Origin of the sequence: Pseudomonas sp. HMWF032, from assembly GCF_003060885.1 — a bacterium.
GTDB lineage: Bacteria > Pseudomonadota > Gammaproteobacteria > Pseudomonadales > Pseudomonadaceae > Aquipseudomonas.
In genome coordinates, this window is sequence record NZ_QAIG01000005.1 from 581656 (window position 1) to 606511 (window position 24856).

Annotated in this window: 20 protein-coding genes and 2 tRNA genes; 17 read left to right on the plus strand and 5 right to left on the minus strand. The window is 60.0% G+C overall.

Annotation, left to right across the window (positions count from 1 at the left end; translation table 11 throughout):
* Positions 1–66 precede the first annotated feature (66 nt).
* The 8 genes from hfq to DBR00_RS05475 all read left to right on the plus strand — a co-directional run bounded on the left by hfq (position 67) and on the right by DBR00_RS05475 (position 8714).
* Positions 67–327 carry an RNA chaperone Hfq gene (hfq, locus tag DBR00_RS05440; RefSeq protein ID WP_069519647.1) on the plus strand — a complete coding sequence of 87 codons (261 nt, stop codon included), beginning with the start codon at positions 67–69 and terminating at the stop codon, positions 325–327.
* 14 nt (positions 328–341) lie between these two features.
* On the plus strand, positions 342–1643 hold the full coding sequence (gene hflX / locus DBR00_RS05445) for a ribosome rescue GTPase HflX (protein ID WP_108485757.1): 1302 nt from the start codon (positions 342–344) through the stop codon (positions 1641–1643).
* 96 nt (positions 1644–1739) lie between these two features.
* Complete coding sequence (hflK, locus tag DBR00_RS05450) at positions 1740–2903, plus strand: FtsH protease activity modulator HflK (RefSeq protein ID WP_108485756.1); 1164 nt, start codon at positions 1740–1742, stop codon at positions 2901–2903.
* Positions 2903–3772, plus strand: coding sequence for a protease modulator HflC (gene hflC / locus DBR00_RS05455; RefSeq protein WP_108485755.1), 870 nt, complete (start codon positions 2903–2905; stop codon positions 3770–3772). Before hflK ends, hflC begins: the two co-directional genes overlap by 1 nt.
* A 100-nt stretch (positions 3773–3872) precedes the next feature.
* Positions 3873–4058: a DUF2065 domain-containing protein gene (locus DBR00_RS05460; RefSeq protein ID WP_108485754.1), complete on the plus strand. Its 186-nt coding sequence runs from the start codon at positions 3873–3875 to the stop codon at positions 4056–4058.
* 37 nt (positions 4059–4095) lie between these two features.
* Positions 4096–5283 (plus strand): ATP phosphoribosyltransferase regulatory subunit, encoded by a 1188-nt coding sequence (locus DBR00_RS05465; RefSeq protein WP_108485753.1) that lies wholly within the window; start codon positions 4096–4098, stop codon positions 5281–5283.
* A 64-nt stretch (positions 5284–5347) separates the two neighbouring features.
* Positions 5348–6643: an adenylosuccinate synthase gene (locus DBR00_RS05470; protein WP_108485752.1), complete on the plus strand. Its 1296-nt coding sequence runs from the start codon at positions 5348–5350 to the stop codon at positions 6641–6643.
* Between the two features lie 136 nt (positions 6644–6779).
* The gene (locus tag DBR00_RS05475) at positions 6780–8714 is read left to right on the plus strand and encodes a methyl-accepting chemotaxis protein (RefSeq protein WP_108485751.1); all 1935 of its coding nucleotides are present in this window, start codon (positions 6780–6782) and stop codon (positions 8712–8714) included.
* Between the two features lie 88 nt (positions 8715–8802).
* On the opposite strand, the gene DBR00_RS05480 is transcribed toward DBR00_RS05475, so the two are convergent.
* Together DBR00_RS05480 and DBR00_RS05485 are read right to left on the minus strand one after the other, a co-directional pair.
* Positions 8803–8889: transfer RNA gene (locus DBR00_RS05480), tRNA-Leu, on the minus strand.
* A gap of 84 nt (positions 8890–8973) precedes the next feature.
* Positions 8974–9060 (minus strand) — tRNA-Leu (locus DBR00_RS05485).
* A 202-nt stretch (positions 9061–9262) separates the two neighbouring features.
* Here DBR00_RS05485 and rnr point away from each other — a divergent pair.
* From rnr to alr, 8 genes are all read left to right on the plus strand, one after another.
* On the plus strand, positions 9263–11812 hold the full coding sequence (rnr, locus tag DBR00_RS05490; protein ID WP_108485750.1) for a ribonuclease R: 2550 nt from the start codon (positions 9263–9265) through the stop codon (positions 11810–11812).
* The gene (gene rlmB, locus DBR00_RS05495) at positions 11809–12561 is read left to right on the plus strand and encodes a 23S rRNA (guanosine(2251)-2'-O)-methyltransferase RlmB (RefSeq protein ID WP_108485749.1); all 753 of its coding nucleotides are present in this window, start codon (positions 11809–11811) and stop codon (positions 12559–12561) included. The genes rnr and rlmB overlap by 4 nt, the downstream gene beginning before the upstream one ends.
* 248 nt (positions 12562–12809) lie before the next feature.
* The gene (rpsF, locus tag DBR00_RS05500; protein WP_108485748.1) at positions 12810–13232 is read left to right on the plus strand and encodes a 30S ribosomal protein S6; all 423 of its coding nucleotides are present in this window, start codon (positions 12810–12812) and stop codon (positions 13230–13232) included.
* A 28-nt stretch (positions 13233–13260) separates the two neighbouring features.
* Complete coding sequence (gene rpsR, locus DBR00_RS05505; RefSeq protein WP_003246847.1) at positions 13261–13491, plus strand: 30S ribosomal protein S18; 231 nt, start codon at positions 13261–13263, stop codon at positions 13489–13491.
* A gap of 36 nt (positions 13492–13527) precedes the next feature.
* A complete protein-coding gene (locus DBR00_RS05510) occupies positions 13528–14421 on the plus strand; it encodes a hypothetical protein (RefSeq protein ID WP_108485747.1) in 894 nt (297 codons plus the stop codon).
* A gap of 21 nt (positions 14422–14442) precedes the next feature.
* Positions 14443–14889: a 50S ribosomal protein L9 gene (rplI, locus tag DBR00_RS05515; protein WP_090376762.1), complete on the plus strand. Its 447-nt coding sequence runs from the start codon at positions 14443–14445 to the stop codon at positions 14887–14889.
* A 119-nt stretch (positions 14890–15008) separates the two neighbouring features.
* Entirely contained in the window at positions 15009–16403 is a 1395-nt protein-coding gene (gene dnaB / locus DBR00_RS05520; RefSeq protein WP_108485746.1) for a replicative DNA helicase, read from the plus strand.
* A gap of 100 nt (positions 16404–16503) precedes the next feature.
* Complete coding sequence (gene alr, locus DBR00_RS05525) at positions 16504–17583, plus strand: alanine racemase (protein WP_108485745.1); 1080 nt, start codon at positions 16504–16506, stop codon at positions 17581–17583.
* Between the two features lies 1 nt (position 17584).
* On the opposite strand, the gene DBR00_RS05530 is transcribed toward alr, so the two are convergent.
* A complete protein-coding gene (locus DBR00_RS05530; RefSeq protein ID WP_108485744.1) occupies positions 17585–19477 on the minus strand; it encodes a diguanylate cyclase in 1893 nt (630 codons plus the stop codon).
* A gap of 110 nt (positions 19478–19587) precedes the next feature.
* Positions 19588–21498, minus strand: coding sequence for a diguanylate cyclase (locus DBR00_RS05535; protein WP_108485743.1), 1911 nt, complete (start codon positions 21496–21498; stop codon positions 19588–19590).
* A 190-nt stretch (positions 21499–21688) separates the two neighbouring features.
* On the opposite strand from DBR00_RS05535, the gene DBR00_RS05540 reads away from it, so the two are divergent.
* A complete protein-coding gene (locus DBR00_RS05540; protein ID WP_108485742.1) occupies positions 21689–24001 on the plus strand; it encodes a YgiQ family radical SAM protein in 2313 nt (770 codons plus the stop codon).
* Between the two features lie 154 nt (positions 24002–24155).
* Here the strand turns inward: DBR00_RS05540 and DBR00_RS20920 are convergent.
* Positions 24156–24856: Hsp70 family protein (locus DBR00_RS20920; protein WP_256582931.1), on the minus strand; the 701-nt coding region annotated here is incomplete at its 5' end.

A 24856-nucleotide genomic window follows, 5' to 3' on the forward strand; every position in this document is an offset into this window, starting at 1 on the left:
CGGCCCTAAGCCGTTCGTTGGTTTACTAAAAAATATTGAAAATTGATCCTTAAAGGAGTGCGGCACATGTCAAAAGGGCATTCGCTACAAGACCCTTACCTGAATACCTTGCGTAAGGAACGCGTCCCGGTTTCCATCTATCTGGTCAACGGCATCAAGCTGCAAGGCCAGATTGAATCCTTCGACCAGTTCGTGATTTTGCTGAAAAACACTGTCAGCCAGATGGTCTACAAACACGCTATTTCCACTGTGGTGCCTAGCCGTCCGGTGCGTCTGCCGAGCGCAAGCGAAACCGAGCAAGCTGACGCTGAACCGGGTAACGCCTGATTTAGGAGGCTGCATTGTTCTTCGAGCGCCATGAAGGTGGAGAGCGGGCCATTCTGGTTCATCTGGACGGCCAAAATTCCGAGGTGCGCGAAGACCCGCAGGAGTTTCAGGAGCTGGCACTTTCGGCCGGCGCTGAGACTGTCGCGTTTTTCAGCATTCCGAGTAATCGGCTGACCGCCAAGTACCTGATCGGTAGCGGCAAAGTTGAAGAGCTGCGTGATCAGGTAAAGGCCGCTGAGGCTGACCTGGTTATCTTCAACCATGTGCTTACCCCCAGTCAGGAACGCAACCTTGAGCGCGCTTTTGAGTGTCGGGTGCTGGATCGTACGGGTCTGATTCTCGATATTTTTGCTCAGCGTGCGCGTACCCATGAAGGCAAGTTGCAGGTCGAGCTGGCTCAGCTCGATCACATGAGTACGCGGCTTGTGCGCGGCTGGACACACCTTGAGCGGCAGAAAGGTGGTATCGGTCTGCGCGGTCCGGGTGAAACCCAGCTGGAAACCGACCGTCGCCTGTTGCGCGTCCGGATTCGCCAGATCAAGCAGAAACTGGAAAAGGTGCGCAGCCAGCGTGAGCAGGCGCGGCGTGGTCGTCAGCGTGCGGATATTCCTTCGGTGTCATTGGTGGGCTACACCAACGCCGGCAAGTCGACGCTGTTCAATACCCTGACCACATCGGCCGTTTACGCGGCCGATCAGTTGTTTGCCACCCTCGATCCCACTCTGCGTCGTCTTGAACTGGATGATCTGGGGCCGGTTGTGCTGGCTGATACCGTGGGCTTTATTCGTCATCTGCCGCACAAGCTGGTCGAGGCCTTTCGCGCGACCCTTGAAGAATCGAGCAACTCTGACCTGCTGTTGCACGTGATCGACTCTCACGAGCCCGAGCGCGATCAGCAGATCGAGCAGGTGCTGGCTGTTCTGGGCGAGATCGGCGCCCAGGAATTGCCGATGCTTGAGGTATATAACAAGCTCGACTTGCTCGAGGGCGTGGAGCCGCAGATTCAGCGTGATGCCGATGGCAAACCACAGCGGGTCTGGCTCTCGGCGCGTGATGGGCGCGGTTTGCCTCTGTTGCGGCAGGCGATTGCAGAGCTGTTGGGTGACGACCTGTTTGTCGGTACATTGCAGTTGCCGCAGCGTCTGGGGCGCATGCGGGCGCAGTTCTTTGCTCTGGGTGTGGTGCAGAGTGAGTCTTTCACTGAAGATGGCTGTAGTTTGTTGGCAGTGCGTCTGCCGCGTATCGAGCTGAACCGGTTGGTGAGCCGCGAAGGTCTTGTACCGCAGGAATTTATCGAGCAACACACTTTGCAATAAAGCCTGCGTCAGCGACTTTGCCGCTGATTGCATGCATTCTGTAGCATTGGCGGGCGTGCCGTGGGCACGTCTTTGCTTTATCAGATGGAGAGCGCTATGGCTTGGAATGAGCCGGGTGGCAACTCGAATAATCAGGACCCGTGGGGCGGCCGGAAAAACGGTGATCGCAAGGGCCCGCCGGATATCGATGAGGCCTTCCGCAAGCTGCAGGAGAGCCTGAATGGGCTGTTCGGTGGCGGCAAAAAACGAGGCGGCGAAGCTAGCTCCTCGGGCAACGGTGGCGGTTTCGGCCTGCTGTTTGTGGGGCTGGGGCTGTTGGCCGCAGTCTGGCTGTACAGCGCTATCTATGTGGTTGATGAGCAGGAGCAGGCCGTGGTGCTGCGCTTCGGCAAATACTACGAGACGGTAGGGCCAGGCCTGAACATCTATTTCCCGCCCATTGATCGTAAATATCAGGAAAACGTCACCCGCGAGCGTGCTTACAGCAAGCAAGGGCAGATGTTGACTGAAGACGAAAATATCATCGAGGTTCCGCTGACTGTGCAATATCGGATCAGCAACCTGCAGGACTTCGTGCTGAACGTCGATCAGCCAGAGGTCAGTTTGCAGCATGCCACTGACAGTGCCGTACGCCATGTTGTCGGCTCCACCGAGATGGATCAGGTGCTGACCGAGGGTCGTGAACTGATGGCCAGTGAGGTCAAGGATCGCTTGCAGCGTTTCCTCGACAACTACCGCACAGGCATCGCGGTTACTCAGGTCAACCTGCAGAGTGCGGCGGCGCCGCGTGAAGTGCAGGAAGCCTTCGATGACGTGATACGCGCTCGTGAAGACGAGCAGCGTGAGAAGAACCAGGCGGAAACCTACGCCAATGGCGTGGTGCCGGAAGCTCGCGGGCAGGCGCAGCGCCTGATTGAAGACGCCAACGGTTACCGTGATGAAGTGGTTTCCCGTGCCCAGGGTGAAGCTGATCGTTTTACTGCGCTGGTTGCGGAGTACCGCAAAGCGCCGGAAGTGACGCGTGAGCGCCTCTATCTGGACACCATGCAGGAGCTTATGACGAATACCAGTAAGGTGTTGGTGACTGGTGATAAGGGGCAGAACAACCTGCTCTATCTGCCGCTGGATAAGATGATTGATGGCCGTGCTTCGTCTGCGCCAAGCTCGATTTCTGGTTCAGCCAGTGCTGCTGATGCCAGCAGCGCGCGCGTGACCATCGATCCGCGACAGGTTGAGCTGCGTACAAGGGAGAGCCGCTGATGAGCAATAAATCGCTGATCGCTCTTATTGTTGGTGTGGTCTTGGCCTTGGTCGCCTGGAACAGCTTTTATATCGTGGCGCAGACTGAGCGTGCGGTTCTGTTGCAGTTCGGTCGTATCGTGCAGCCGGACGTGCAGCCGGGGCTGCATGTGAAGATTCCGTACGTTAACCAAGTGCGCAAGTTTGATGCCCGCCTGCTGACACTGGATTCCACCAGCTCGCGTTTTCTGACGCTGGAAAAGAAAGCGCTGATGGTGGATGCCTTTGCGAAATGGCGCGTACTGGATGCTGAGCGTTATTACACCGCGACCTCCGGTATGAAGCAGATTGCCGACGAGCGTCTGGCGCGTCGTCTGGAGGCATCGCTGCGCGACCAGTTCGGTAAGCGTACTTTGCACGAGTCAGTGTCGGGTGAGCGTGATGCACTGATGGCGGATGTGACAGCTTCTCTGAATCGTGCGGCGCAGAAAGAGCTGGGTATCGAGGTGGTGGATGTGCGCGTCAAGGCCATCGACCTGCCGAAGGAAGTGAACCGTAGCGTATTCGATCGTATGAGCTCCGAGCGTGAGCGTGAAGCACGCGAACACCGCGCTAAGGGTAAGGAGTTGGCCGAGGGTATTCGCGCCGACGCCGATCGTCAGCGTCGCGTGTTGCTGGCCGATGCCTATCGCCAGGCGGAAGAGTTGCGTGGTGAGGGGGATGCCCAGGCTGCTGCGATTTATTCCAAGGCGTATGGCATGGATCAGGAGTTCTATTCGTTCTATCGCAGCCTGAGGGCTTATCGCGAAAGTTTCGCGGATAAGCGCGATGTGCTGGTGCTGGATCCGAAGAGTGACTTCTTCCGTTATCTGGAAACCTCAAAACCCTAAGTCGTTACCCCGGCGGGCAGCCGTCGGGGTGACCCTTGTGCAAAACGTGGTATGATGCGGCAGCCGGGAAAATCCCGGCTTTTTTGCGTCTGTGGGAAGCATGTGGCAGGAATTAGGCATCGCGTTGTGTCTTGTGCTGGTGCTGGAAGGCATCCTGCCCTTCCTGTATCCGCGCCGTTGGCGTGACACGCTTTTACAACTGATGCAGTTGTCTGACAGGCGGCTGCGTCTGCTGGGGTTGGCCAGCATGCTGCTGGGAACAACCGTTCTTTATTGGCTTCACTGAAGGCTTGTGCCGCCCGGTTCAAGAGGGGAATGGCGAAATGGCAACGGTAGACCGCTGGCTGCTGCCAGATGGCATCGAAGAAGTACTGCCACCGTACGCAGGGCGTATTGAAGTGGCGCGCCGCCAGGTGCTGGATCTGTTCCAGCGCTGGGGCTATGAATTTGTGGTCACTCCGCATATCGAGTACCTGGAATCGCTGCTGACTGGCGCGGGGCAGGACTTGGATCTGCGCACTTTCAAAGTAACCGATCCGCTGTCCGGCCGGCAGATGGGCTTTCGTGCCGATATCACGCCGCAGGTGGCGCGCATTGATGCGCATACCCTGCGCCGCGAAGGTCCGAGCCGCCTGTGCTATGCCGGTAGTGTGGTGCATGCCCAGCCGCGTGCGCTGACTACGTCGCGCAGTCCGATTCAGCTGGGTGCCGAACTGTATGGCGATGCTAGTCCGGCCAGCGATGTGGAAGTGATCAGTCTGCTGGTCAACACCCTTGAGCTGGCGGCGGTACCGGATGTGCACATGGATCTTGGCCATGTCGGTATCTATCGCGGCCTGGCTCGCGCCGCAGAGCTGTCTGGCGAGGTCGAGCAGCAGCTGTTCGATGCGCTGCAGCGTAAGGCGATGGATGAGGTCGTTGAACTGACCGAAACCCTGCCGGATGACCTGCGCAAGATGTTGCGCGCGCTCAGTGAGCTGTGCGGTGGTCGTGAGGTGCTGGACCTGGCTCAGGCTTGCCTGATCGATGCGCCGGACGACGTGCATGCTGCGCTGGATGACCTGATGGCGATTGCCGATGCGCTTAGCTTGCGCTACCCGGAATTACCGCTGTACTTCGACCTGGGTGAGCTGCGCGGCTATCACTACCACACTGGTGTGGTGTTCGCGGCCTTTGTCCCGGGCGTGGGGTATGCCATCGCCCAAGGTGGCCGTTATGACGACATCGGTGCCGATTTTGGCCGGGCGCGTCCGGCGACAGGCTTCTCCACCGACCTGAAAACCCTGGTAAGCCTGGGGCATATGCAGTTGGGGGAAGAGCCTGCTGGTATCTGGGCTCCGGATAGCCACGATGTGTTTTTGTGGCAGGCGATTGTGCGCTTGCGTCGGGACGGTCAGCGCGTGGTTCAGGCATTGCCTGGTCAGATCGCGGCTGACGCCGAGGCTGCGGGCTGTGATCGTCAGCTGCTGTTGCGTGATGGTCGCTGGCAATTGGCTGCGCTGACAGCCTGAGCGGTCGTGCGAAAAGTTTCCGTCGGCTCTGGCCGGCATCAAGTTTGCGAAGAGGGTTAGTGTTATGGGTAAGAATGTCGTAGTCCTGGGTACCCAGTGGGGCGATGAAGGCAAGGGCAAGATCGTCGACCTGCTGACCGAACAGGCTGCAGCTGTTGTGCGTTATCAGGGGGGGCACAATGCTGGCCACACCCTGGTGATCGACGGCGAGAAAACCGTTCTGCACCTCATCCCCTCCGGCATCCTGCGCGAAAACGTGCAGTGTCTGATCGGCAACGGCGTGGTGGTTGCACCCGATGCGCTGATGCGTGAAATCATCAAGCTGGAAGAGAAGGGTGTGCCGGTGCGCGAGCGTTTGCGTATCAGTCCGTCCTGTCCGCTGATCCTGCCGTACCACGTGGCCCTCGATCAGGCGCGTGAGAAAGCCCGTGGCGATGCCAAGATCGGCACCACTGGCCGTGGCATCGGCCCGGCATACGAAGACAAGGTGGCGCGCCGCGGTCTGCGCATTGGTGATCTGTTCCATCGTGAGCGTTTCGCTGCCAAGCTTGGCGAGCTGCTGGATTATCACAACTTCGTACTGGTCAATTACTACAAAGAGCCTGCCATCGACTTCCAGAAGACGCTCGACGAGTGCATGGAATACGCCGAGCTGCTCAAGCCGATGATGGCCGACGTGACCGCTGTGCTGCACGACATGCGTCGTGAGGGCAAGGACATCATGTTCGAAGGCGCCCAGGGCTCGCTGCTGGACATTGACCACGGTACCTACCCCTACGTCACCAGCTCCAACACCACGGCGGGCGGTATCGCTACGGGTTCCGGTTTTGGTCCGATGTACCTGGATTACATCCTCGGTATCACCAAGGCTTACACCACTCGTGTAGGCTCCGGTCCGTTCCCGACTGAGCTGTTCGACGAAACTGGCGCGTTCCTCGCCAAGCGTGGTCACGAATTCGGCTCCACCACCGGTCGCGCACGTCGTTGCGGTTGGTTTGATGCCGTGATCCTGCGTCGCGCCATTGAGATCAACAGCATCTCCGGTCTGTGTCTGACCAAGCTCGACGTCCTCGATGGTCTGGAAACCATCCGCATCTGTGTGGGCTATAAAGACCAGAATGGCGACGTGCTGGTTGATGCGCCGACTGATGCTGACAGCTATCTGGGCCTGCAGCCGGTTTACGAGGAAATGTCGGGTTGGAGTGAATCCACGCTGGGTGCCAAAACCCTTGATGAGTTGCCAGCCGCTGCTCGTGCTTATATTAGTCGTGTGGAAGAGTTGGTCGGTGCGCCGATCGATATCATCTCCACGGGTCCGGACCGAAACGAGACTATTGTGCTGCGCCATCCATTTGCCTAGCCGTTACATCAAGTGCTCAAAGGGTCGCCAATTGGCGACCCTTTGTCGTTTAAGGCTCACGTAAAAAAAATCGAGCTAGCCTTTATAAATGAGCGTTCCCGCCGTTATAGGCATTACCGTGCCAGGAGTGTCTGCCGTGTTTGCCATTATTTCAGTGCTGCGCAGTCGTTTGTTGTTGCCGGTGTTCTTGGCTCTTGGCGTGGCTTTATTGATGCAGGTTGTCGTGGCAGTGGCGTTGACCCGTGCCACGGTGGCGACGCTTGAGGCGGATTTGGCCAAAGGCATGCAGGCCGATACGGCGCGTCTGGTGGATGAGCTGGCCAAGGCTGGTGATGAAGTGCGCGGCGGGCTGGACAGTCTATCAGCCAGTACTCAGGCGCAGCTGGCCAAAGGCCTTTCCGTGCGGTTGGCTGAAGAGCAGGCGCAGATTCGCGGTGTACTGGACAGCAACCTTAAGCGGTCCGCTGATGAGTTGGCACTGCTGCTCTCGGCGGTTGCACCAAAGGCGATCTGGGACGCCGATGTGCCTGCGCTGACCGAGTTAGTGCGTGGTGCGCATCGCAATCCGGCGGTGCTGTTTGCGGTGTACCTTGATGCGCAGGGTGAGCGCCTGACACGTCACCTCAATCGACAGGATTCCCGCGTCCGTGTGCTGATGGCCAAGGGTGAGGGCGGTGGCGCGCTGGATAAGGTGTTGCAAGCCGCCGCCAATGATTCGGGCGTGTATATCGCCGAGGCAACTATCAGTCCTATGGGGTCGGATATCGGCAAGGTCCTGCTGGGGGTATCGACTGCGTCGGTGGATGAGGAACTGGCGAGGCTGGATCAGCGTTTCGTCAGCCTGATCGACAGCAGTGGGCAGCTGGTTTCCGATAGTTTGAGTGGTGCGGCCACCAGCAGTGCGGACGCCCTGGCGGCGCGGCTGAATGTGGCGCGTGAGGCGGCTGGTGACATGGAACAGAGCAGTCGCCAGGTGGTTCAGCAGGCGGCGTCTGGTTTGCGCTGGAACATCAGCATTGGTCTGGTGGTCGTGGCGCTGCTGATTCTGTTGGTGTTGGCGCTGGTGCTGGGGCGGCGAGTGGTCAGCAGGCTGCATACCTTAATTGCTGTTTTGAATGACTGGGCGGCGGGTGAAGGAGATCTGACTCGTCGTGTCGAACTCAAGAGTCGTGACGAGATTGGCGATATGGCGGCAGCGGTCAATCGCTTCGTCGCCAAGTTGCAGCCGATTGTGCGTGAGGCGGGTGAGGTGGCATCACTCACTGGGCAGGAGATCGGCAATCTGGCCGCACGCAGTGCGGCGGCGGAGGCGGCGGCCGAGCGTCAGCGCGATGAAGTGGCCGGTAGCCTGCAGGCGCTGGCGGAAATGGCTGGTGAGGCTCAGGCCGAAAGTCAGGCTATGCGCGAAGCCCTGCAGCGGGTTGGGGCAATCCGTCAGGCGGCGGACGATAATGCGGCGATTGCTCTGCGCGTGGGTGGCTCGATTGAGGAGTTGGTGCAGCGAGTGGAAACCGGCGCGGCAGTGATTGAGCGGCTGGCCAAGCAGAGTGAGCAGATCGAGGTGGTGTTGACGGTAATCCGCTCGATTGCCGAGCAGACCAACCTGCTGGCGCTGAATGCGGCCATCGAAGCGGCGCGGGCTGGCGAGAGTGGGCGCGGCTTTGCTGTGGTGGCGGATGAAGTGCGCGCACTGGCGAGCAAGACACAGCAGTCCACTGGTGATATCCAGACCCATATCGGCGCCTTGCAGCAAGGGGCGCGTGAGGCGGTTGATGCGATCAGTCAGGCTGGTAAGCAGGCTGATCAGGGGTTGGCCGCACTGCGCGAAAGCGCGCGGGTTCAGCAATCGGTGCGGGCGGCGGTTGAGGAGGTGCATGGAGCGATCAACGCTGCAACCGAAGCGGCGGCCCATCAAGCCGAGGGCGCGGATGCGGTGCGTGGCCGGGTTGAGGTGATTCATGTCGAGGCGCAGCGTGCGGCCGAGGCGGTGGCCGCAACGGCCAGCAGTGGGCGCGTGCTGGACGGCCTGGCGAAGAAGCTCAAGGCCAGTCTGGGCCAGTTCCGCGTTTAGCGGCGCAGGGTGCTGTTCTCTGCCAGCGGACACCTGAGCAAATCGCAGGCAATAAAAAACCGAGTACTTGACTCGGCTTTTTGAAATTTGGTGCCCAGGAGAAGACTCGAACTTCCACGACCTTGCGATCACTGATACCTGAAACCAGCGCGTCTACCAATTCCGCCACCTGGGCACTGCAGCAATGTTCACCGTTACCGGTACGGAGCGTTGCATCCGTTTATTGCAGGAATCAAGTTATGGACTCGATTCTTGAATTTGGTGCCCAGGAGAAGACTCGAACTTCCACGATCTTGCGATCACTGATACCTGAAACCAGCGCGTCTACCAATTCCGCCACCTGGGCACTGAAATCGATGATTGCTCATCTTTTCCGTGTTACAACGTCTGCTCGACGCTGTGGGCGCGAACTATACGGTCGCCCTTTTACCTTGTAAAGCCCTGAGCGCGAAAAATTATTGTTGCGGAAAGCTGACCCCGAGGGCTTTTTCGCGCTTCAATAGGCACATGGCAAACCGACTCTATATAGAAAAGGCGAACACTCTCTAATGGCCGATTGGCAATCCCTCGATCCTGAGGCCGCTCGCGAAGCGGAAAAATACGAAAACCCCATTCCAAGTCGTGAACTGATCCTCCAGCACCTGGACGAGCGTGGCTCTGCTGCTGCCCGTGAAGAGCTGGCCGAAGAATTCGGCCTGGTCAGTGATGAGCAGCTTGAAGCGCTGCGTCGCCGTTTGCGTGCTATGGAGCGCGACGGCCAGTTGATCTACACCCGGCGCGGCACTTATGCCCCAGTCGACAAGCTTGACCTGATTCTCGGACGCGTCAGCGGTCACCGTGACGGCTTCGGCTTTCTGGTGCCGGATGACGGCAGCGATGACCTGTTTCTCAGTCCAGCGCAAATGCGCCTGGTGTTCGATGGCGACCGTGCTCTGGCGCGGGTTTCCGGCCTGGACCGGCGTGGGCGGCGCGAAGGTGCGATTGTTGAAGTGATCGCCCGTGCCCATGAAAGCATCGTGGGGCGCTACTACGAAGAAAGCGGCGTGGGCTTTGTGGTTGCCGACAATCCCAAGATCCAGCAGGAAGTGCTGGTCACCCCAGGTCGTAATGCCGGTGCCAAACAGGGTCAGTTTGTTGAGGTGAAAATCACACATTGGCCGACGCCGCGTTTCCAGCCGCAGGGTGATGTGGTGGAGGTCGTCGGTAACTACATGGCGCCGGGCATGGAAATCGATGTTGCCCTGCGCAGTTATGACATCCCGCATGTCTGGCCTGAAGCTGTGGTGAAAGAAGCGCGCAAGCTCAAGCCGGAAGTGGAAGAGAAGGACAAGGAGAAACGCATTGATCTGCGCCATCTGCCGTTCGTCACCATCGACGGTGAAGATGCTCGCGACTTTGATGACGCGGTGTACTGCGAAAAGAACGGCAGTAACTGGCGACTGTTTTCCGGAGGCTGGAAGCTTTACGTCGCCATTGCCGACGTTTCTCACTACGTGAAGATCGATTCGGCGCTGGATGCTGAGGCGCAAGTGCGTGGCAACTCGGTGTACTTCCCCGAGCGGGTCATCCCGATGCTGCCGGAAGAGCTTTCCAATGGCCTGTGTTCGTTGAACCCGCATGTCGACCGTTTGGCCATGGTTTGCGAGATCAGTATCTCGAAAACCGGCAAGATGACCGATTATCAGTTTTATGAAGCGGTGATCCACTCCCATGCGCGGCTGACTTATAACAAGGTCAGCGCCATGCTTGAGCAGCCGAAAAGCAGCGAAGGCAAGGCCCTGCGTGGCGAATATAAGGAGGTGCTGCCGCACCTCAAACAGCTGTATTCGCTGTATCAGGTATTGCTGGCGGCGCGCCATGAGCGTGGTGCTATCGACTTTGAGACTCAGGAGACCCGCATCATCTTCGGCTCTGGGCGCAAGATCGCCGAGATTCGCCCGACCCAGCGCAACGATGCGCATAAGTTGATCGAGGAATGCATGCTGGCTGCCAACGTCGCCACGGCGGCCTTTATGCAGAAGCATGAGATTCCGGCGCTTTATCGGGTGCATGACGGTCCGCCACCGGAACGCGTGGAAAAACTCAAGGCATTCCTCACTGAACTGGGCTTGTCGCTGCATCGTGGCAAGTCCAAGGATGGTCCGACGCCGAAGGATTACCAGTTGCTGCTTGAAAGCATTCGCGAGCGTCCGGATTACCACCTGATCCAGACCGTGATGCTGCGCTCGCTCAGTCAGGCGGTGTACAGCGCCGACAACCAGGGCCACTTCGGCCTGAATTACGACGCCTATGCGCATTTCACCTCGCCGATTCGTCGCTACCCTGATCTGCTGATTCACCGTGCGATTCGCAGTGTGATTCGTTCCAAACTCGATACGCCGCACGTCAAGCGTGCCGGCGCAGCGATAATGCCGCGGGCGCGTATCTATCCTTATGATGATGCGATTCTTGAGCAGCTGGGCGAGCAGTGTTCGATGTCCGAGCGACGCGCTGACGAGGCGACCCGTGATGTGGTGAACTGGCTCAAGTGCGAGTTCATGAAGGATCGCGTTGGCGAGACGTTCCCGGGTGTGATCACGGCTGTGACGGGGTTTGGCCTGTTTGTCGAGTTGCAGGACATCTATGTCGAAGGCCTGGTGCATGTCACTGCCTTGCCGGGCGACTACTACCATTTCGATCCGGTGCATCATCGTCTGGCGGGTGAGCGCAGTGGCCGTAGTTTCCGTCTAGGCGATAGCGTTGAAGTCAAGGTCATGCGTGTTGACCTTGACGAGCGCAAGATCGATTTCGAACTGGCCGAAGGCAAAACAGCCATGCCGGCGGGGGCGCGTCGTGGTGGTTTCGAGTCTGCGGCAGGCAAAACCGGGCGCCGCAGCGAGCGTGCAACGCCGGGAAACACCGATGTGGAAAAGAGCCGGGCGCTGAAGAAGTCCTTGCTCAATGAGTCGAAAGGCAAACCGGCCAAAGGTGGTGCGGCTGGCAAGGGTGACAGTGCCCGGCCGGCTGCCAAGGCGGGTAAACCGAGCGCCCATCGCAAGGGGACCACGGGTGGTGCGCCGAGTAGTGGTGGGCCGCGCAAGCGTAAGGCGAAGTCATGACTCAGTTGGAAAAAATCTACGGTGTGCACGCGGTAGAGGCGTTGTTGCGTCACCATCCGAAGCGGGTCAAGCAGATCTGGCTGGCTGAAGGGCGTAATGACCCACGGGTGCAGGCCCTGCTTGGGTTGGCAGCGGATGCGCGGGTGACCATTGGTCAGTGTGAGCGTCGCGAGATGGATGCCTGGGTCGAGGGCGTGCACCAGGGCGTTGTGGCTGATGTGAGTCCCAGTCAGGTGTGGGGTGAAGCCATGCTGGACGAGTTGCTGGATCGCGCCGAGGGCGCGCCGCTGCTGCTGGTGCTCGACGGTGTGACCGATCCGCATAATCTCGGGGCGTGCCTGCGCACTGCCGATGCCGCAGGTGCGCTGGCGGTGATTGTGCCAAAGGATAAGTCCGCCACCTTGAATGCCACCGTGCGCAAGGTGGCCTGCGGTGCGGCGGAAGTGATTCCGTTGGTGGCCGTGACCAACCTGGCGCGCAGTTTGGAGAAGTTGCAGCAGCGCGGTCTGTGGGTGGTTGGCACGGCCGGCGAGGCTGAACAGGAACTCTATGAACATGACCTGACCGGGCCGACAGTGCTGGTCATGGGGGCCGAAGGTAAAGGCATGCGACGGCTGACTCGCGAGCACTGTGATTACCTGGTCAAGCTGCCCATGGCGGGCAGTGTCAGCAGTCTCAACGTCTCGGTTGCTACCGGCGTCTGTCTGTTTGAAGCGCTGCGTCAGCGCAAGGCTGGCAGCAAGCCTTAGTGACTATCGGGCGCTCACTGCGTCCATGGGCCTATTGCAGTGCGCAGCCCTTCCAGGCTGCGCCGGTTTCAGGTTGTTCAAATAATCACCAGTTTGCCTTGCGTGTGGCAGGGGGCTTCTCTAGAATGTCGCCCCTTGCCGCAACGGCAGGTGCTCTTGCGCCTTTTTGTTGTGGCAAGACAAACAAGTGAACTTCACTCCTTGCCTGACCGCGTTTGGCGGCAGGCTACAACCCGTAAGGAGCATTTATGCGTCATTACGAAATCATCTTTCTGGTTCACCCGGACCAGAGCGAGCAAGTCGGCGGCATGGTTGAGCGTTACACCAAGCTGATCGAAGAAGACGGCGGCAAAATTCACCGCCTGGAAGATTGGGGCCGTCGTCAGCTGGCTTACGCCATCAACAACGTCCACAAAGCTCACTACGTGATGCTCAACGTTGAGTGCACCGGCAAAGCCCTGGCTGAGCTGGAAGACAACTTCCGTTACAACGATGCCGTGATCCGTAATCTGGTCATCCGTCGCGACGAAGCCGTTACCGAACAGTCCGAAATGCTGAAAGCTGAGGAAAATCGTAGCGAGCGCCGCGAGCGTCGTGATCGTTCTGAAAGCGCTGACTCTGCCGATGGCGATGACAGCGACAACAGCGACAGCGATAACGCTGACGAGTAATCCACGGATCTATTGAGGAGCCACTCTCATGGCACGTTTCTTCCGTCGTCGTAAGTTCTGCCGTTTCACTGCTGAAGACGTGAAAGAGATCGATTTCAAAGATCTCAACACCCTGAAAGCCTACATCTCGGAAACCGGCAAAATCGTTCCAAGCCGTATCACCGGTACCAAGGCTCGTTATCAGCGTCAGCTGGCTACCGCTATCAAGCGCGCCCGCTTCCTGGCCCTGCTGCCTTACACCGACAGCCACGGCCGCTGAGACCGGATGTTCGACAAGAAGTAAGGGATAAATTGCATGCGCGCCTTAGCTGAATTCATTATGCGCGGCCGTATGCAGGCCACTCTTGTAGTGGTGGTTTCTGCGGCGTTGCCGCTGCTGTTCTGGTTGAGTGCTGCCGCTGGAAGCCTGGTGCTTCTGCGGCGCGGTTGGAGTGATGCCGCTGGCATCCTCGCCTGGGCCCTGCTGCCTGCCATTGGCTGGTGGTATTTCGGTGAACCGCGCACCCTGTTGGTGTTGCTCGGTGCGCTGGGATTGGCGTTGTTGTTACGCGCCAACCTGTCCTGGAATCGTGTGCTGCTGTGCAGTGTGGCATTGGGCCTGGTGTATGGGCTGGTCCTGGGTGCGGTGTTCCGCGAACCCATTGATGCAATGGCGCTTGAGCTGCAAAAGCTGATGCCGCAAATGCTCGATGGGGTTCACCAACAGATGTCGGTGGATGAGCGAGCGCGCCTGGATAGCCTGATTGCACCGGTACTGACCGGATTGATCGCGGCGTTGTTGCAGACAGTCAGCCTGTTGAGCCTGATCCTTGGGCGCTTCTGGCAGGCGCAGTTGTATAACCCGGGTGGTTTTGGCCGCGAGTTTCGCGCGCTGCGCCTCCCGCCTCCGCTGGCGATGCTGTTGCTGGTCGGTATGCTGTTGGGGCCCAATCTGGGGCCGCAGATGGCCATGCTGACACCGCTGTGCAGTGTACCGCTGGCGTTTGCAGGCATCGCCCTGTTGCATGGGCTGGTGGCGCAAGGGCGGTTGGCGAAGTTCTGGCTGGTGGGGTTGTACATCACGCTGTTGCTGTTTATGCAGCTGACTTATCCGTTACTGGTGGTTTTGGCCATTGTCGACAGTCTGTTTGATTTTCGTGGTCGCTTTGAGCGCAAGCATGGCTCGGGCCCCGCGAACGGTGAAGGTTAAAAGTTAAGAGGTTATTACCAAATGGAACTGATCCTGCTGGAAAAAATCGCCAACCTGGGCAACCTGGGCGATAAAGTGAATGTTAAGGCCGGTTACGGTCGTAACTTCCTGCTGCCGCAAGGCAAAGCCACTGCCGCTACTCCTGCAAACGTTGCTGCGTTTGAAGCGCGTCGCGCCGAGCTGGAAAAACTGGCTGCCGAGAAGAAAGCGTATGCTGAATCCCGCGCTGCTCAGTTGGCTGAACTGGAAGTCACCATCACCGCTACCGCGGGCGATGAAGGCAAACTGTTCGGCTCCATCGGTACTCACGACATCGCTGAAGCCCTGACCGCCTCTGGCGTTGAAGTGGCCAAAGCTGAAGTGCGTCTGCCGAACGGCACCATTCGTCAACTCGGCGAATACGACGTAGCCGTGCACCTGCACAGCGACGTTGAAGCAACCGTCAAGGTTGTCGTCGTAGCAGCCTAATCAGCTCGCGACTAAGTGGGCTTGCACTCAGGTGCCGGGCCGCTAACAATCAGGCACGACATTACGCAAGTGATGTCGTGCCTTTTGTTTTGTGAACACAGAATTTTGCCCAGAGCCCTATGAACGACATCAGCCTGCCCGAACAGTACGACCTGCAAACCTCTGCCCTGAAGGTGCCACCGCACTCGATCGAGGCCGAGCAAGCCGTACTCGGTGGCCTGATGCTCGACAACAATGCCTGGGAGCGCGTGCTGGATCAGGTCTCCGATGGTGACTTCTATCGGCACGACCATCGCCTGATTTTTCGTGCGGTGCACAAGCTTGCCGAGCGCAACCACCCCTTTGACGTGGTGACCCTGTCCGAGCAGCTGGACAAGGAAGGGCAGCTGTCCCAGGTGGGCGGTCTGGCCTACTTGGGGGAATTGGCCAAGAACACCCCGTCGGTGGCCAACATCAAGGCCTACGCGCAGATCATTCGTGAGCGCGCCACCTTGCGCAAACTGATCGGCATCAGCAATGAGATCGCCGACAGCGCCTACGCCCCGGAAGGTCGTACCGGTGAAGAAATCCTCGATGAAGCCGAGCGGCTGATTTTCCAGATCGCCGAAGCGCGGCCGAAGACCGGCGGCCCGGTCGGCATTAACGACATTCTGGTCAAGGCCATCGACCGCATTGATGAACTGTTCAATAACGGTGATGCGATCACTGGCTTGTCCACCGGCTTTTCCGACTTGGATGATTTAACCAGCGGCCTGCAGCCGGCTGACTTGATTATCGTGGCGGGTCGTCCATCCATGGGTAAGACCACCTTCGCGATGAACCTGGTGGAAAACGCGTTGATGCGCAGCGATAAATCGATCCTGGTGTACTCCCTGGAGATGCCGTCGGAATCCATCGTGATTCGTATGCTGGCCTCGCTGGGGCGCATCGATCAGACCAAGGTGCGCGCCGGTCGTCTGGATGACGATGACTGGCCGCGGCTCACTTCAGCCGTCAATCTGCTGAACGACCGCAAACTGTTTATCGACGATACTGCCGGCATCTCGCCGTCGGAAATGCGCGCGCGCTCTCGACGCCTCGCTCGCGAACACGGCGAGATCGGCCTGATCATGGTCGACTACCTGCAACTGATGCAGATTCCCGGCTCCAGCGGTGACAGTCGCGTCAACGAGATCTCCGAAATTTCGCGCTCGCTTAAGGCCCTGGCCAAGGAGTTCAACTGCCCGGTGATTGCCCTGTCGCAGCTCAACCGGGGCCTGGAACAGCGCCCGAACAAGCGCCCGATCAACTCCGACCTGCGTGAGTCCGGGGCAATCGAGCAGGACGCCGACATCATCCTGTTCGTCTACCGTGACGAGGTGTATCACCCCGAGACCGAGTACAAGGGCGTCGCCGAAATCATCATCGGCAAGCAGCGGAACGGTCCGCTGGGTACGGCGCGGCTGGCCTTCCTCGGCAAGTATTCACGCTTTGAAAACCTGGCGCCGGGCAGCTATCAATTCGACGACGAGTAGCTGGCTTGCGGGCAACACGCTTTGTTGCCGCGCCAGATCAATAAAAACGGGCGGCCAGTGGTTAAACTGGCCGCCCGTTTGGCTTTAAGGACCTTGCCCCATGCGCCCGCTTGTCGCCACTGTTGATTTATCCGCGATTGCCTATAACTACGCGGTGGCCAAACGCTGTGCGCCGGTACGGCAGGCATTTGCGGTGGTCAAGGCGAATGCCTATGGGCATGGCGTGCGCGAGGTGGTGACGGCTTTGCACGAGGTTACCGACGGTTTTGCCGTGGCCAGCCTGGAGGAGGCCGCCGAGGTGCGTGCGTTGCATGGTGAAGCGCGGATTCTGTTGCTCGAAGGCTGCTTTGAGGCGGACGAGTACGCGTTCGCTGCGCAGTTGGGCCTGGATGTGGTGCTGCACGGTGAACGGCAGGCGCAGCAACTGCTCGCGGCCAATCTGGCGCGGCCGCTGAACCTGTGGCTGAAGCTGGACAGCGGCATGCATCGCCTGGGCTTCAGCGCCGCTGCCGTGCGTGACTGGTATGGGCGTTTGCAGGGCGCTGCGCAGGTGGCCGAGTTGAATCTGCTCAGCCACTTTGCCTGTGCTGATGAGCGCGGCAGCGAGACCACCGAATTGCAGCTGGAGCAGTTTCTCGATCTGCTGGATCTGGATTTCTCCCAGCGCTCATTGGCCAATTCGGCGGCGATCCTGACCCTCCCGGCTGCGCATATGGATTGGCTGCGCCCCGGCATCATGTTGTATGGCGCGACGCCTTTTGCTGACCTGAGTGCGGCGGAACTAGGTCTACGTCCGGCGATGAGCCTGACTGCGCGGCTGATTGCCTGTCGTGAGATTGCCGCCGGTGAAACGGTGGGCTACGGCGACACCTGGCGTGCCGAGCGGGCATCACGTATCGGTACCGTAAGCTGCGGTTATGCCGACGGCTATCCGCGTCACGCCCCGGCCGGGACGCCTGTGGTAATTCTGGGGCAGCGGGTGCCGGTGGTGGGGCGAGTGTCAATGGACATGCTGACAGTCGACCTCACCGACTTGCCGCAAGCGGCTGAAGGCGACGCCGTGGAACTGTGGGGGGCGCAATTACCGGTGGATGAGGTGGCGCAGGCTGCGGGCACTATCGGTTACGAACTGCTCAGCAAGGTCACTGCAAGGGTGCCGCGTCGTTACCGGCACGGCTGAGTCAGAGTAAGCCGCTGGGTACGCTGAGTACGTCCAGATGCAGGCGCGTGCTGTCACTCAGTTCGCCATCCTCACCGCACACCGCCGAGCCTGAACGGCCGCGAGCCTTGACCCGATAGAGCATTTCATCTGCCGCCTTGTAAAGCGCGGTAAAGGTGTTCGCGTGTTGCGGGTAGAGTGCCACGCCAATGCTGATGGTCACGGTCAGGCGTTCGGCGCCGTAGTGCACGGGTTTGGCCAGCTCCGCCAGGAGCCGCTTGGCAATGTCCCGCGCGTGCTCTTCTGCGTCCGCACCGCATACCAGTACGGCAAATTCATCGCCCCCCAGGCGTGCCACGGTATCGCCGGCGCGCACGTGCTCGCGCAAGCGCTGGGCAATACTCTGTAGCATCAGGTCGCCGGCATCGTGACCATGTTTGTCATTGATCGGTTTGAAATGGTCGAGGTCGATCAGGAGGAGGGCAATTGCTTCACTGTGTCGGCGTGCATTGGCCAGCGCAGTTTCACAGCGCTCGACCAAGTAGCGGCGGTTCGGCAGATCGGTCAGTGGGTCGTGGAACGCGGCATGCTGCAATTCGCGCTCGCGTTGCCGCAGTCGTTCATTGGTCGCCGCCAACTCGGCAGTACGCAGGTTGACCGAGTGCTGCAATTCAGCGGCATTGGCCTGGGCCTGGGCCAGACGTGCCGTTTTTTCGCGGTCGGCCTGGAGCACGGCATCGGCTTTTTCCTGCTTGAGAATCTGGATGCGGTAGGCCAGGGCGAAGGAGAACAGGATCGCTTCGGCCGCAACCGCAAGCGGGAACAGGTAAGCGGTTGACTCGCCTGGCTGAACCACGCCGGCGGCGCGCAGCACCAGAATCACAAAGCTCAGCAGTACGCTGCCATAGCCCAGCAGGTAGAACAGTGCCGGGGTAAAGCCCTGTCTCCAACGGATGACGGCACTGAGCAGCAGGGTGGGTACGGTAATAATCGGGATTAGCCCGATCAGCATGCCCGTTTCACTGCGATAACCTGCCAGATTGACCGCCAGGGCCAGCAGATAGATCGCGATACAGCCGTTGAGGATGGTGTGGGCAATGCGCAGGGTGGTGCGTGTGGACAGCAGCGCCTGGGCAAAACGAAGGATGCCGAGGCTGACCAGAATGGGCAAGGTGATGCGATCCAGCCAGGTGGGCACCGGACCATTGGGCCAGAGGTACTGGAAGCCATGGCCGCTCATACTGGCGATAAACACCAGCGAAGCGGCCATGGTCAGCACGTACCAGAGGTACGCCGGGTCGCGCAGGGCCAGCAGGATAAACAGGTTGTACAGTAGTAGGGCGAGGATCACCCCGTAGATCAGGCCGAGTAGCAGGTGCTCGCGCTTGGCCAGCTGTTCGAGGTCATGCAGCTGCCAGACGCGCAGTGGGAAGGAGTTGCCGGCCGGATCATAAGTGCGCAGGTAAATGGTTTGCGGCTGTTCACTCAGCGGCGGCAGGCTGAATACCGCGCGGCGGTAATCGTGGTCGCGGCCTTCGGCAAAGCCGGTGCGCTCTCCGGCCTGGCGCAGCTGCCATTGGCCCGCAGCGTTGGGCAGGAAGATCTGCAGGTCGAGCAGGGTGACCGCGCCGACTTCCAGCCACCACTGTTGGGGTGCGTCACTGGCGCGTTGCAGGCTGAGTTTTATCCACCAGGGATTGCTGCTCTGACCAACGCTGGTACGCCCTGCGGCCGGTTGAAAACGGCTTTGCACGGCAGGGTCGGCCATGTCGGCAATGCTCAGCTGGCCGCCAACATCTTCCAGCAGTTCGATCCGATCATTGAGCACGCTGCCGCTGCTGGGGGCGCTCAAGGTGATCGGGGTGGCGTTGAGCGCGCTGCTGAAGAGAAAAAGAAGAAGGAGTAGGCGCTGCACGGCGAACTTCCTGTGTCGGGTGACGTTTGCCGCGAGTATAGGCGCTCGTGCACGGACGGTCACAGAAGATGGCGACTAGTCGTTGGTTGGGTGATGGCTGACGACCTGTTTCAGATCAGGCCGCTGGGAACATTCAGCACATCCAGTTGCAGGCGCGTTTCGCTGCTCAGTTCGCCACCTTCGCCACAGACCGCCCAGCCAGAGCGGCCGCGGCTCTTGACCTTGTAGAGCATCTCGTCGGCGGCTTTGTACAGGGTGGTGAAATTGCTGGCATGTCGGGGGTACAGCGCCACGCCAATGCTGATGGTGACAGTCAGGCGTTCGGCTCCGTAGATCACTGGTTTAGCCAGTTCGGCAAGCAGGCGGCGGGCAATTTCGCGGGCATGCTGTTCGGCATCGTCTCCGCCGATCAGTACCGCAAACTCATCGCCCCCCAGGCGCGCCACCGCGTCACCGGCGCGCACATGTTCGCGCAGGCGCTGAGCGATGCTTTGCAGCATCAGGTCGCCGGCGTCGTGGCCATATCTGTCGTTGATCGGTTTGAAGTGGTCGAGGTCGATCAGCAGTAAGGCGGTGGCTTCGCTATGCCGGCGGGCTTTGGCCAGTGCGGTCTCGCAGCGCTCGACCAGAAACCGGCGATTTGGCAATTCGGTCAGCGGGTCATGGAAGGCCGCATGTTGCAGTTCGCGTTCGCGCTGCAGCAAGCGCTCATTGGTGGCCGCGAGTTCAGCTGTGCGCTGCTCTACCGAGTGCTTCAGTTCGGCAGCGTTGGCTTGCGCCTGAGCCAGGCGCGCGGTTTTTTCGCGGTCGGCCTGTTGCAAGGCTTCGGCTTTTTCCTGTTTGAGCGTCTGAATGCGGTAAGCCAGCGCAAACGAAAACAGGATGGACTCGGCGGCCACCGACAGCGGGAATACGTAAGCATTCCAGGCGGCCGGTTGTACCAGCCCGGTGGCGCGCATCAGCGCCAGGCTGATGCTGCCCAGAATCAGGCCGTAGCCGCACAGGTAAAGAAAGGCCGGGAAATAACCCTGGCGCCAGCGGATCAACGCCGAACCGAGGGCTGCCGGAATGCTGGTAAGTGACAGCAGGGCAATGATCCAGGCCGCTGTGTGACGCTGGCCAAGGCCTTCGAGCAGCACGGCGATGACATAGCAGACACAGGCGAAGCTCAGCAGGTGATGGGCCCAGCGCACGTGAAGGCGGGTTTGCATCAGGCATTGGGTAAAGCGACACGCGCACAGCCCCCACAGCGAGGGCAGCGTCACGCGATCCAGCCAGAACGGCACCGGATGATTCGGCCATAGGTACTGGAAGCCATGACCGCTCATGCTGAGGATCATCACCAACGCCGCCGCCGTGGTCAGTACGTACCAGAAATAGGCCGAGTCGCGCAGGCTCAGGAAGATGAACAGGTTGTACAACAGCAGCGCGGTGATGATGCCGTAGACCACGCCGAGGGCGAGGTTCTCTTCGCTGGCTTGCTGGATCATGTCGTCCAGTTGCCAGACTTTCATGGGGAAGGAGTTGCCGGCCGGGTCGTAGGTGCGTAGATAAAAGGTCAGTGGCTGCGGCTCCAGTGGCGGCAGTTTAAAGACCATGTAGCGCGAGGGGCGGTCGCGACCTTCGCGGTGGCTGACCTGTTCGCCCGACTGGCGTGCGTGCCAACCACCGTTTTCATCCGGCAGGTACACACGCAGGTCCAGTTGGGTGACAGAGCTGACCTCCAGCCACCAGTCGCGCGGGGCATCGGCCGTGCGTTGCAGGGTGACTTTAATCCACCAGGGATTTTTACTCTGGCCGACACTGGCCCGGCCGTTGCCGGGCTGAAAGCGGCTCTGCACCGCGGGGTCGGCCATGTCGGCAATGGTCAATTGCGCGCTGCTGTCTTCGAGTAATTCGATCGCCGGATTCAGCGCCAGACCGCTGCTGTCGGCGGTCAATTGCACGGCAGACAGCGCCAGACTGCTGGTCAGCAGCAGGCTCAGCAGCAACAGCAATGAGAGGGCTAAGCGCGGAACCACAGGAACTCCCTTTCTCGGCTCTTGGGTGCCGATGTTGTGTCCCGAGTATAGCCGTAAGCCACTACTGTATTGCTAGCGCTGGATGTGCAATTTATCCGACTGTTGAAGTCGGGTTTGGTTAAATTTTGTGCTATATTCCGCGCCCGCGATTTTCCATCCCTGTTCGCCAACGCCGGTCACTTCCATGTCCATGCAAACCGCCAAGCCGTTATTCGATTATCCAAAGTACTGGGCCGAGTGTTTCGGGCCTGCGCCCTTCCTGCCGATGAGCCGGGAAGAGATGGATCAGCTTGGCTGGGACAGCTGCGACATCATCATTGTGACCGGTGATGCCTACGTGGATCACCCTTCGTTCGGCATGGCGATCATCGGCCGTCTGCTTGAAGCGCAAGGGTTCCGGGTGGGCATCATTGCCCAGCCCAACTGGCAGTCGAAAGACGACTTCATGAAACTCGGCGAGCCGAACCTGTTCTTTGGCGTCGCGGCCGGCAACATGGACTCGATGATCAACCGCTACACCGCCGACAAGAAAATCCGCTCCGACGACGCCTACACACCCGGTGGCCTGGCCGGTAAGCGCCCGGATCGCGCCAGTCTGGTGTACAGCCAGCGCTGCAAGGAAGCCTACAAGCATGTGCCGATCGTGCTCGGCGGCATCGAAGCCTCGCTGCGCCGTATCGCCCATTACGATTATTGGCAAGACAAAGTACGTAACTCGATCCTGATCGACGCCAGCGCCGATATCCTGCTGTACGGCAACGCCGAACGCGCCATCGTTGAGGTGGCGCAGCGCCTGTCCTACGGGCAGAAGATCGAAGACATCACCGACGTGCGCGGCACCGCCTTTATTCGCCGTGACACGCCGCAGGGGTGGTACGAAGTGGATTCCACGCGTATCGACCGGCCGGGCAAGATCGACAAGATCATCAACCCGTACGTGAACACCCAGGACACCGAAGCCTGCGCCATTGAGCAGAGCAAAGCGCCGCTGGAAGACCCGAACGAGCCGAAGGTCGTGCAGATTCTCGCCAGCCCGCGCATGACCCGCGACAAGACGGTGATCCGCCTGCCGTCGATGGAGAAAGTACGTAACGACCCGGTGCTGTACGCCCACGCCAACCGCGTGCTGCACCTGGAAACCAACCCGGGTAACGCCCGCGCGCTGGTGCAGAAGCACGGCGAGGTGGACGTATGGTTCAACCCGCCACCCATCCCGATGACCACCGAAGAAATGGACTATGTGTTCGGCATGCCCTATGCGCGCGTGCCGCATCCGGCCTATGGCAAGGAGAAGATCCCGGCCTACGACATGATCCGTTTCTCGGTGAACATCATGCGCGGCTGCTTTGGCGGCTGTACCTTCTGCTCGATCACCGAGCACGAAGGGCGGATCATCCAGAACCGTTCGGAAGAGTCGATCATCCGCGAGATCGAAGAGATCCGCGACAAGGTGCCGGGCTTCACCGGAGTGATCTCCGACCTCGGCGGGCCGACTGCGAACATGTACCGCATTGCCTGCAAAAGCCCGGAAATCGAGTCCGCGTGCCGCAAGCCGTCGTGCGTGTTCCCAGGTATCTGCCCGAACCTGAACACCGACCATTCGGCCCTGATTCAGCTCTATCGCAGCGCCCGCGCGCTACCGGGGGTGAAGAAGATTCTGATCGCCTCGGGCCTGCGCTACGACCTCGCCGTCGAGTCACCGGAGTATGTGAAGGAACTGGTCACCCACCACGTCGGTGGCTACCTGAAAATCGCCCCGGAGCACACCGAGGAAGGCCCGCTGAATCAGATGATGAAGCCGGGCATTGGCAGCTACGACAAGTTCAAGCGTATGTTCGAGAAGTACTCGAAAGAGGCCGGTAAAGAGCAGTACCTGATCCCGTACTTTATCGCCGCGCACCCCGGCACCACCGACGAGGATATGATGAACCTCGCGCTGTGGCTCAAGGGCAACGGCTTCCGTGCCGACCAGGTGCAGGCTTTCTATCCGTCGCCGATGGCCACCGCCACAGCCATGTACCACTCGGGCAAGAACCCGCTGCGCAAGGTCAGTTACAAAAGTGACGGCGTGACCATCGTCAAGAGCGAGGCTCAGCGCCGTCTGCACAAGGCGTTCCTGCGTTACCACGACCCGAAAGGCTGGCCGATGCTGCGCGAAGCGCTGCTGCGCATGGGCCGTGGCGACCTGATCGGCAATGGCAAGCATCAGCTGATTCCGGCCGTGCAGCCCAAGGTTGATGAGTACCACAGCGCACGCCGGAAGAACTCCACGCCCGCTGGCAGCAAGAAAGTCGCCGGGGCGAGCAAGGCCAAACCGATGTTGACCCAGCACACCGGTTTGCCACCGCGTGATACCGGCGCAGCGGGTGGCAACCCGTGGGACAAGCGTGAACAGGCCAAGGCGGCGGCGCAGGCGCGTAACCAGCAGGTGGCCAAAGAGCGTGCTGACGCAGCCAAAGGCAAAGGTAAAAAGCCGGTGAAGAAACCGCCTGTACCGCGCTGATTCTCCAGGCCACAAAAAACGCCAGCTTCGTGCTGGCGTTTTTTATTCTGGCGTTTGCGGGTTTGTCGCGGCTAACGCGGAACGCCGCCCGGCCCCTTCCACAATCACGGCAAACCAGGTGGGAGGGGGCTTTAGCCGCGAGCTGTTGCAGTGTTTAGCCGTAGCGCTTGTATGCCTCGATGGCCAAGCCGCTGCCGATGCTGCCGAAGGTGTTGCCTTCTACATGCTGGGCGTTGGGCAACATGGCCGCCACGCTCTGGCGCAGCGCCGGGATGCCGCTGGAACCGCCGGTAAAGAACACCGTATCGACCTGATCAACACGGACGCCGGCATCGCTCAGCAGCTGGGTGACGCTGGCGCGTACGCGCTCCAGCAGCGGCTCGATGGCCCCTTCAAACAGCGCGCGGGTCAGCTCGGCGACCAGACCGTTTTCCAGGCGGCTGAGGTCGATGGGCCGGGCATCCTGTTCGGTGAGGGCGATTTTGCTGTCTTCCACTTGCATGGCCAGCCAGTGGCCGTCACGCCGTTCGATCAGTTTGAACAGGCGATCAATGCCGGTCGGGTCGACGATGTCGTAGCGCATGCTCTGCAGCTGGCGCTGCGACTGTGCCGAGTACACCGCGTTGATGGTGTGCCAGGTGGCTAGGTTGAGGTGGGTGCTGGTCGGCATCGGTGCGTCACTCTTCATCCGGCTGCCATAGCCGAATAGCGGCATGACGCCGGCCAGCGAGAGCTGCTTGTCGAAGTCGGTGCCCCCGATGTGCACGCCGCCGGTGGCAAGAATGTCGCTGTGGCGGTCGGCGATCTGGCGTCGTTCGGGGGCCAGGCGCACCAGCGAGAAGTCTGAGGTACCAC

Coding starts and splice junctions, on each gene's coding strand:
- hfq (WP_069519647.1), top strand. CDS start 67: ATGTCAAAAGGGCATTCGCTACAAGACCCTTACCTGAATACCTTGCGT.
- hflK (WP_108485756.1), top strand. CDS start 1,740: ATGGCTTGGAATGAGCCGGGTGGCAACTCGAATAATCAGGACCCGTGG.
- hflC (WP_108485755.1), top strand. CDS start 2,903: ATGAGCAATAAATCGCTGATCGCTCTTATTGTTGGTGTGGTCTTGGCC.
- DBR00_RS05460 (WP_108485754.1), top strand. CDS start 3,873: ATGTGGCAGGAATTAGGCATCGCGTTGTGTCTTGTGCTGGTGCTGGAA.
- DBR00_RS05465 (WP_108485753.1), top strand. CDS start 4,096: ATGGCAACGGTAGACCGCTGGCTGCTGCCAGATGGCATCGAAGAAGTA.
- DBR00_RS05470 (WP_108485752.1), top strand. CDS start 5,348: ATGGGTAAGAATGTCGTAGTCCTGGGTACCCAGTGGGGCGATGAAGGC.
- rnr (WP_108485750.1), top strand. CDS start 9,263: ATGGCCGATTGGCAATCCCTCGATCCTGAGGCCGCTCGCGAAGCGGAA.
- rlmB (WP_108485749.1), top strand. CDS start 11,809: ATGACTCAGTTGGAAAAAATCTACGGTGTGCACGCGGTAGAGGCGTTG.
- rpsF (WP_108485748.1), top strand. CDS start 12,810: ATGCGTCATTACGAAATCATCTTTCTGGTTCACCCGGACCAGAGCGAG.
- rpsR (WP_003246847.1), top strand. CDS start 13,261: ATGGCACGTTTCTTCCGTCGTCGTAAGTTCTGCCGTTTCACTGCTGAA.
- DBR00_RS05510 (WP_108485747.1), top strand. CDS start 13,528: ATGCGCGCCTTAGCTGAATTCATTATGCGCGGCCGTATGCAGGCCACT.
- rplI (WP_090376762.1), top strand. CDS start 14,443: ATGGAACTGATCCTGCTGGAAAAAATCGCCAACCTGGGCAACCTGGGC.
- dnaB (WP_108485746.1), top strand. CDS start 15,009: ATGAACGACATCAGCCTGCCCGAACAGTACGACCTGCAAACCTCTGCC.
- alr (WP_108485745.1), top strand. CDS start 16,504: ATGCGCCCGCTTGTCGCCACTGTTGATTTATCCGCGATTGCCTATAAC.
- DBR00_RS05540 (WP_108485742.1), top strand. CDS start 21,689: ATGCAAACCGCCAAGCCGTTATTCGATTATCCAAAGTACTGGGCCGAG.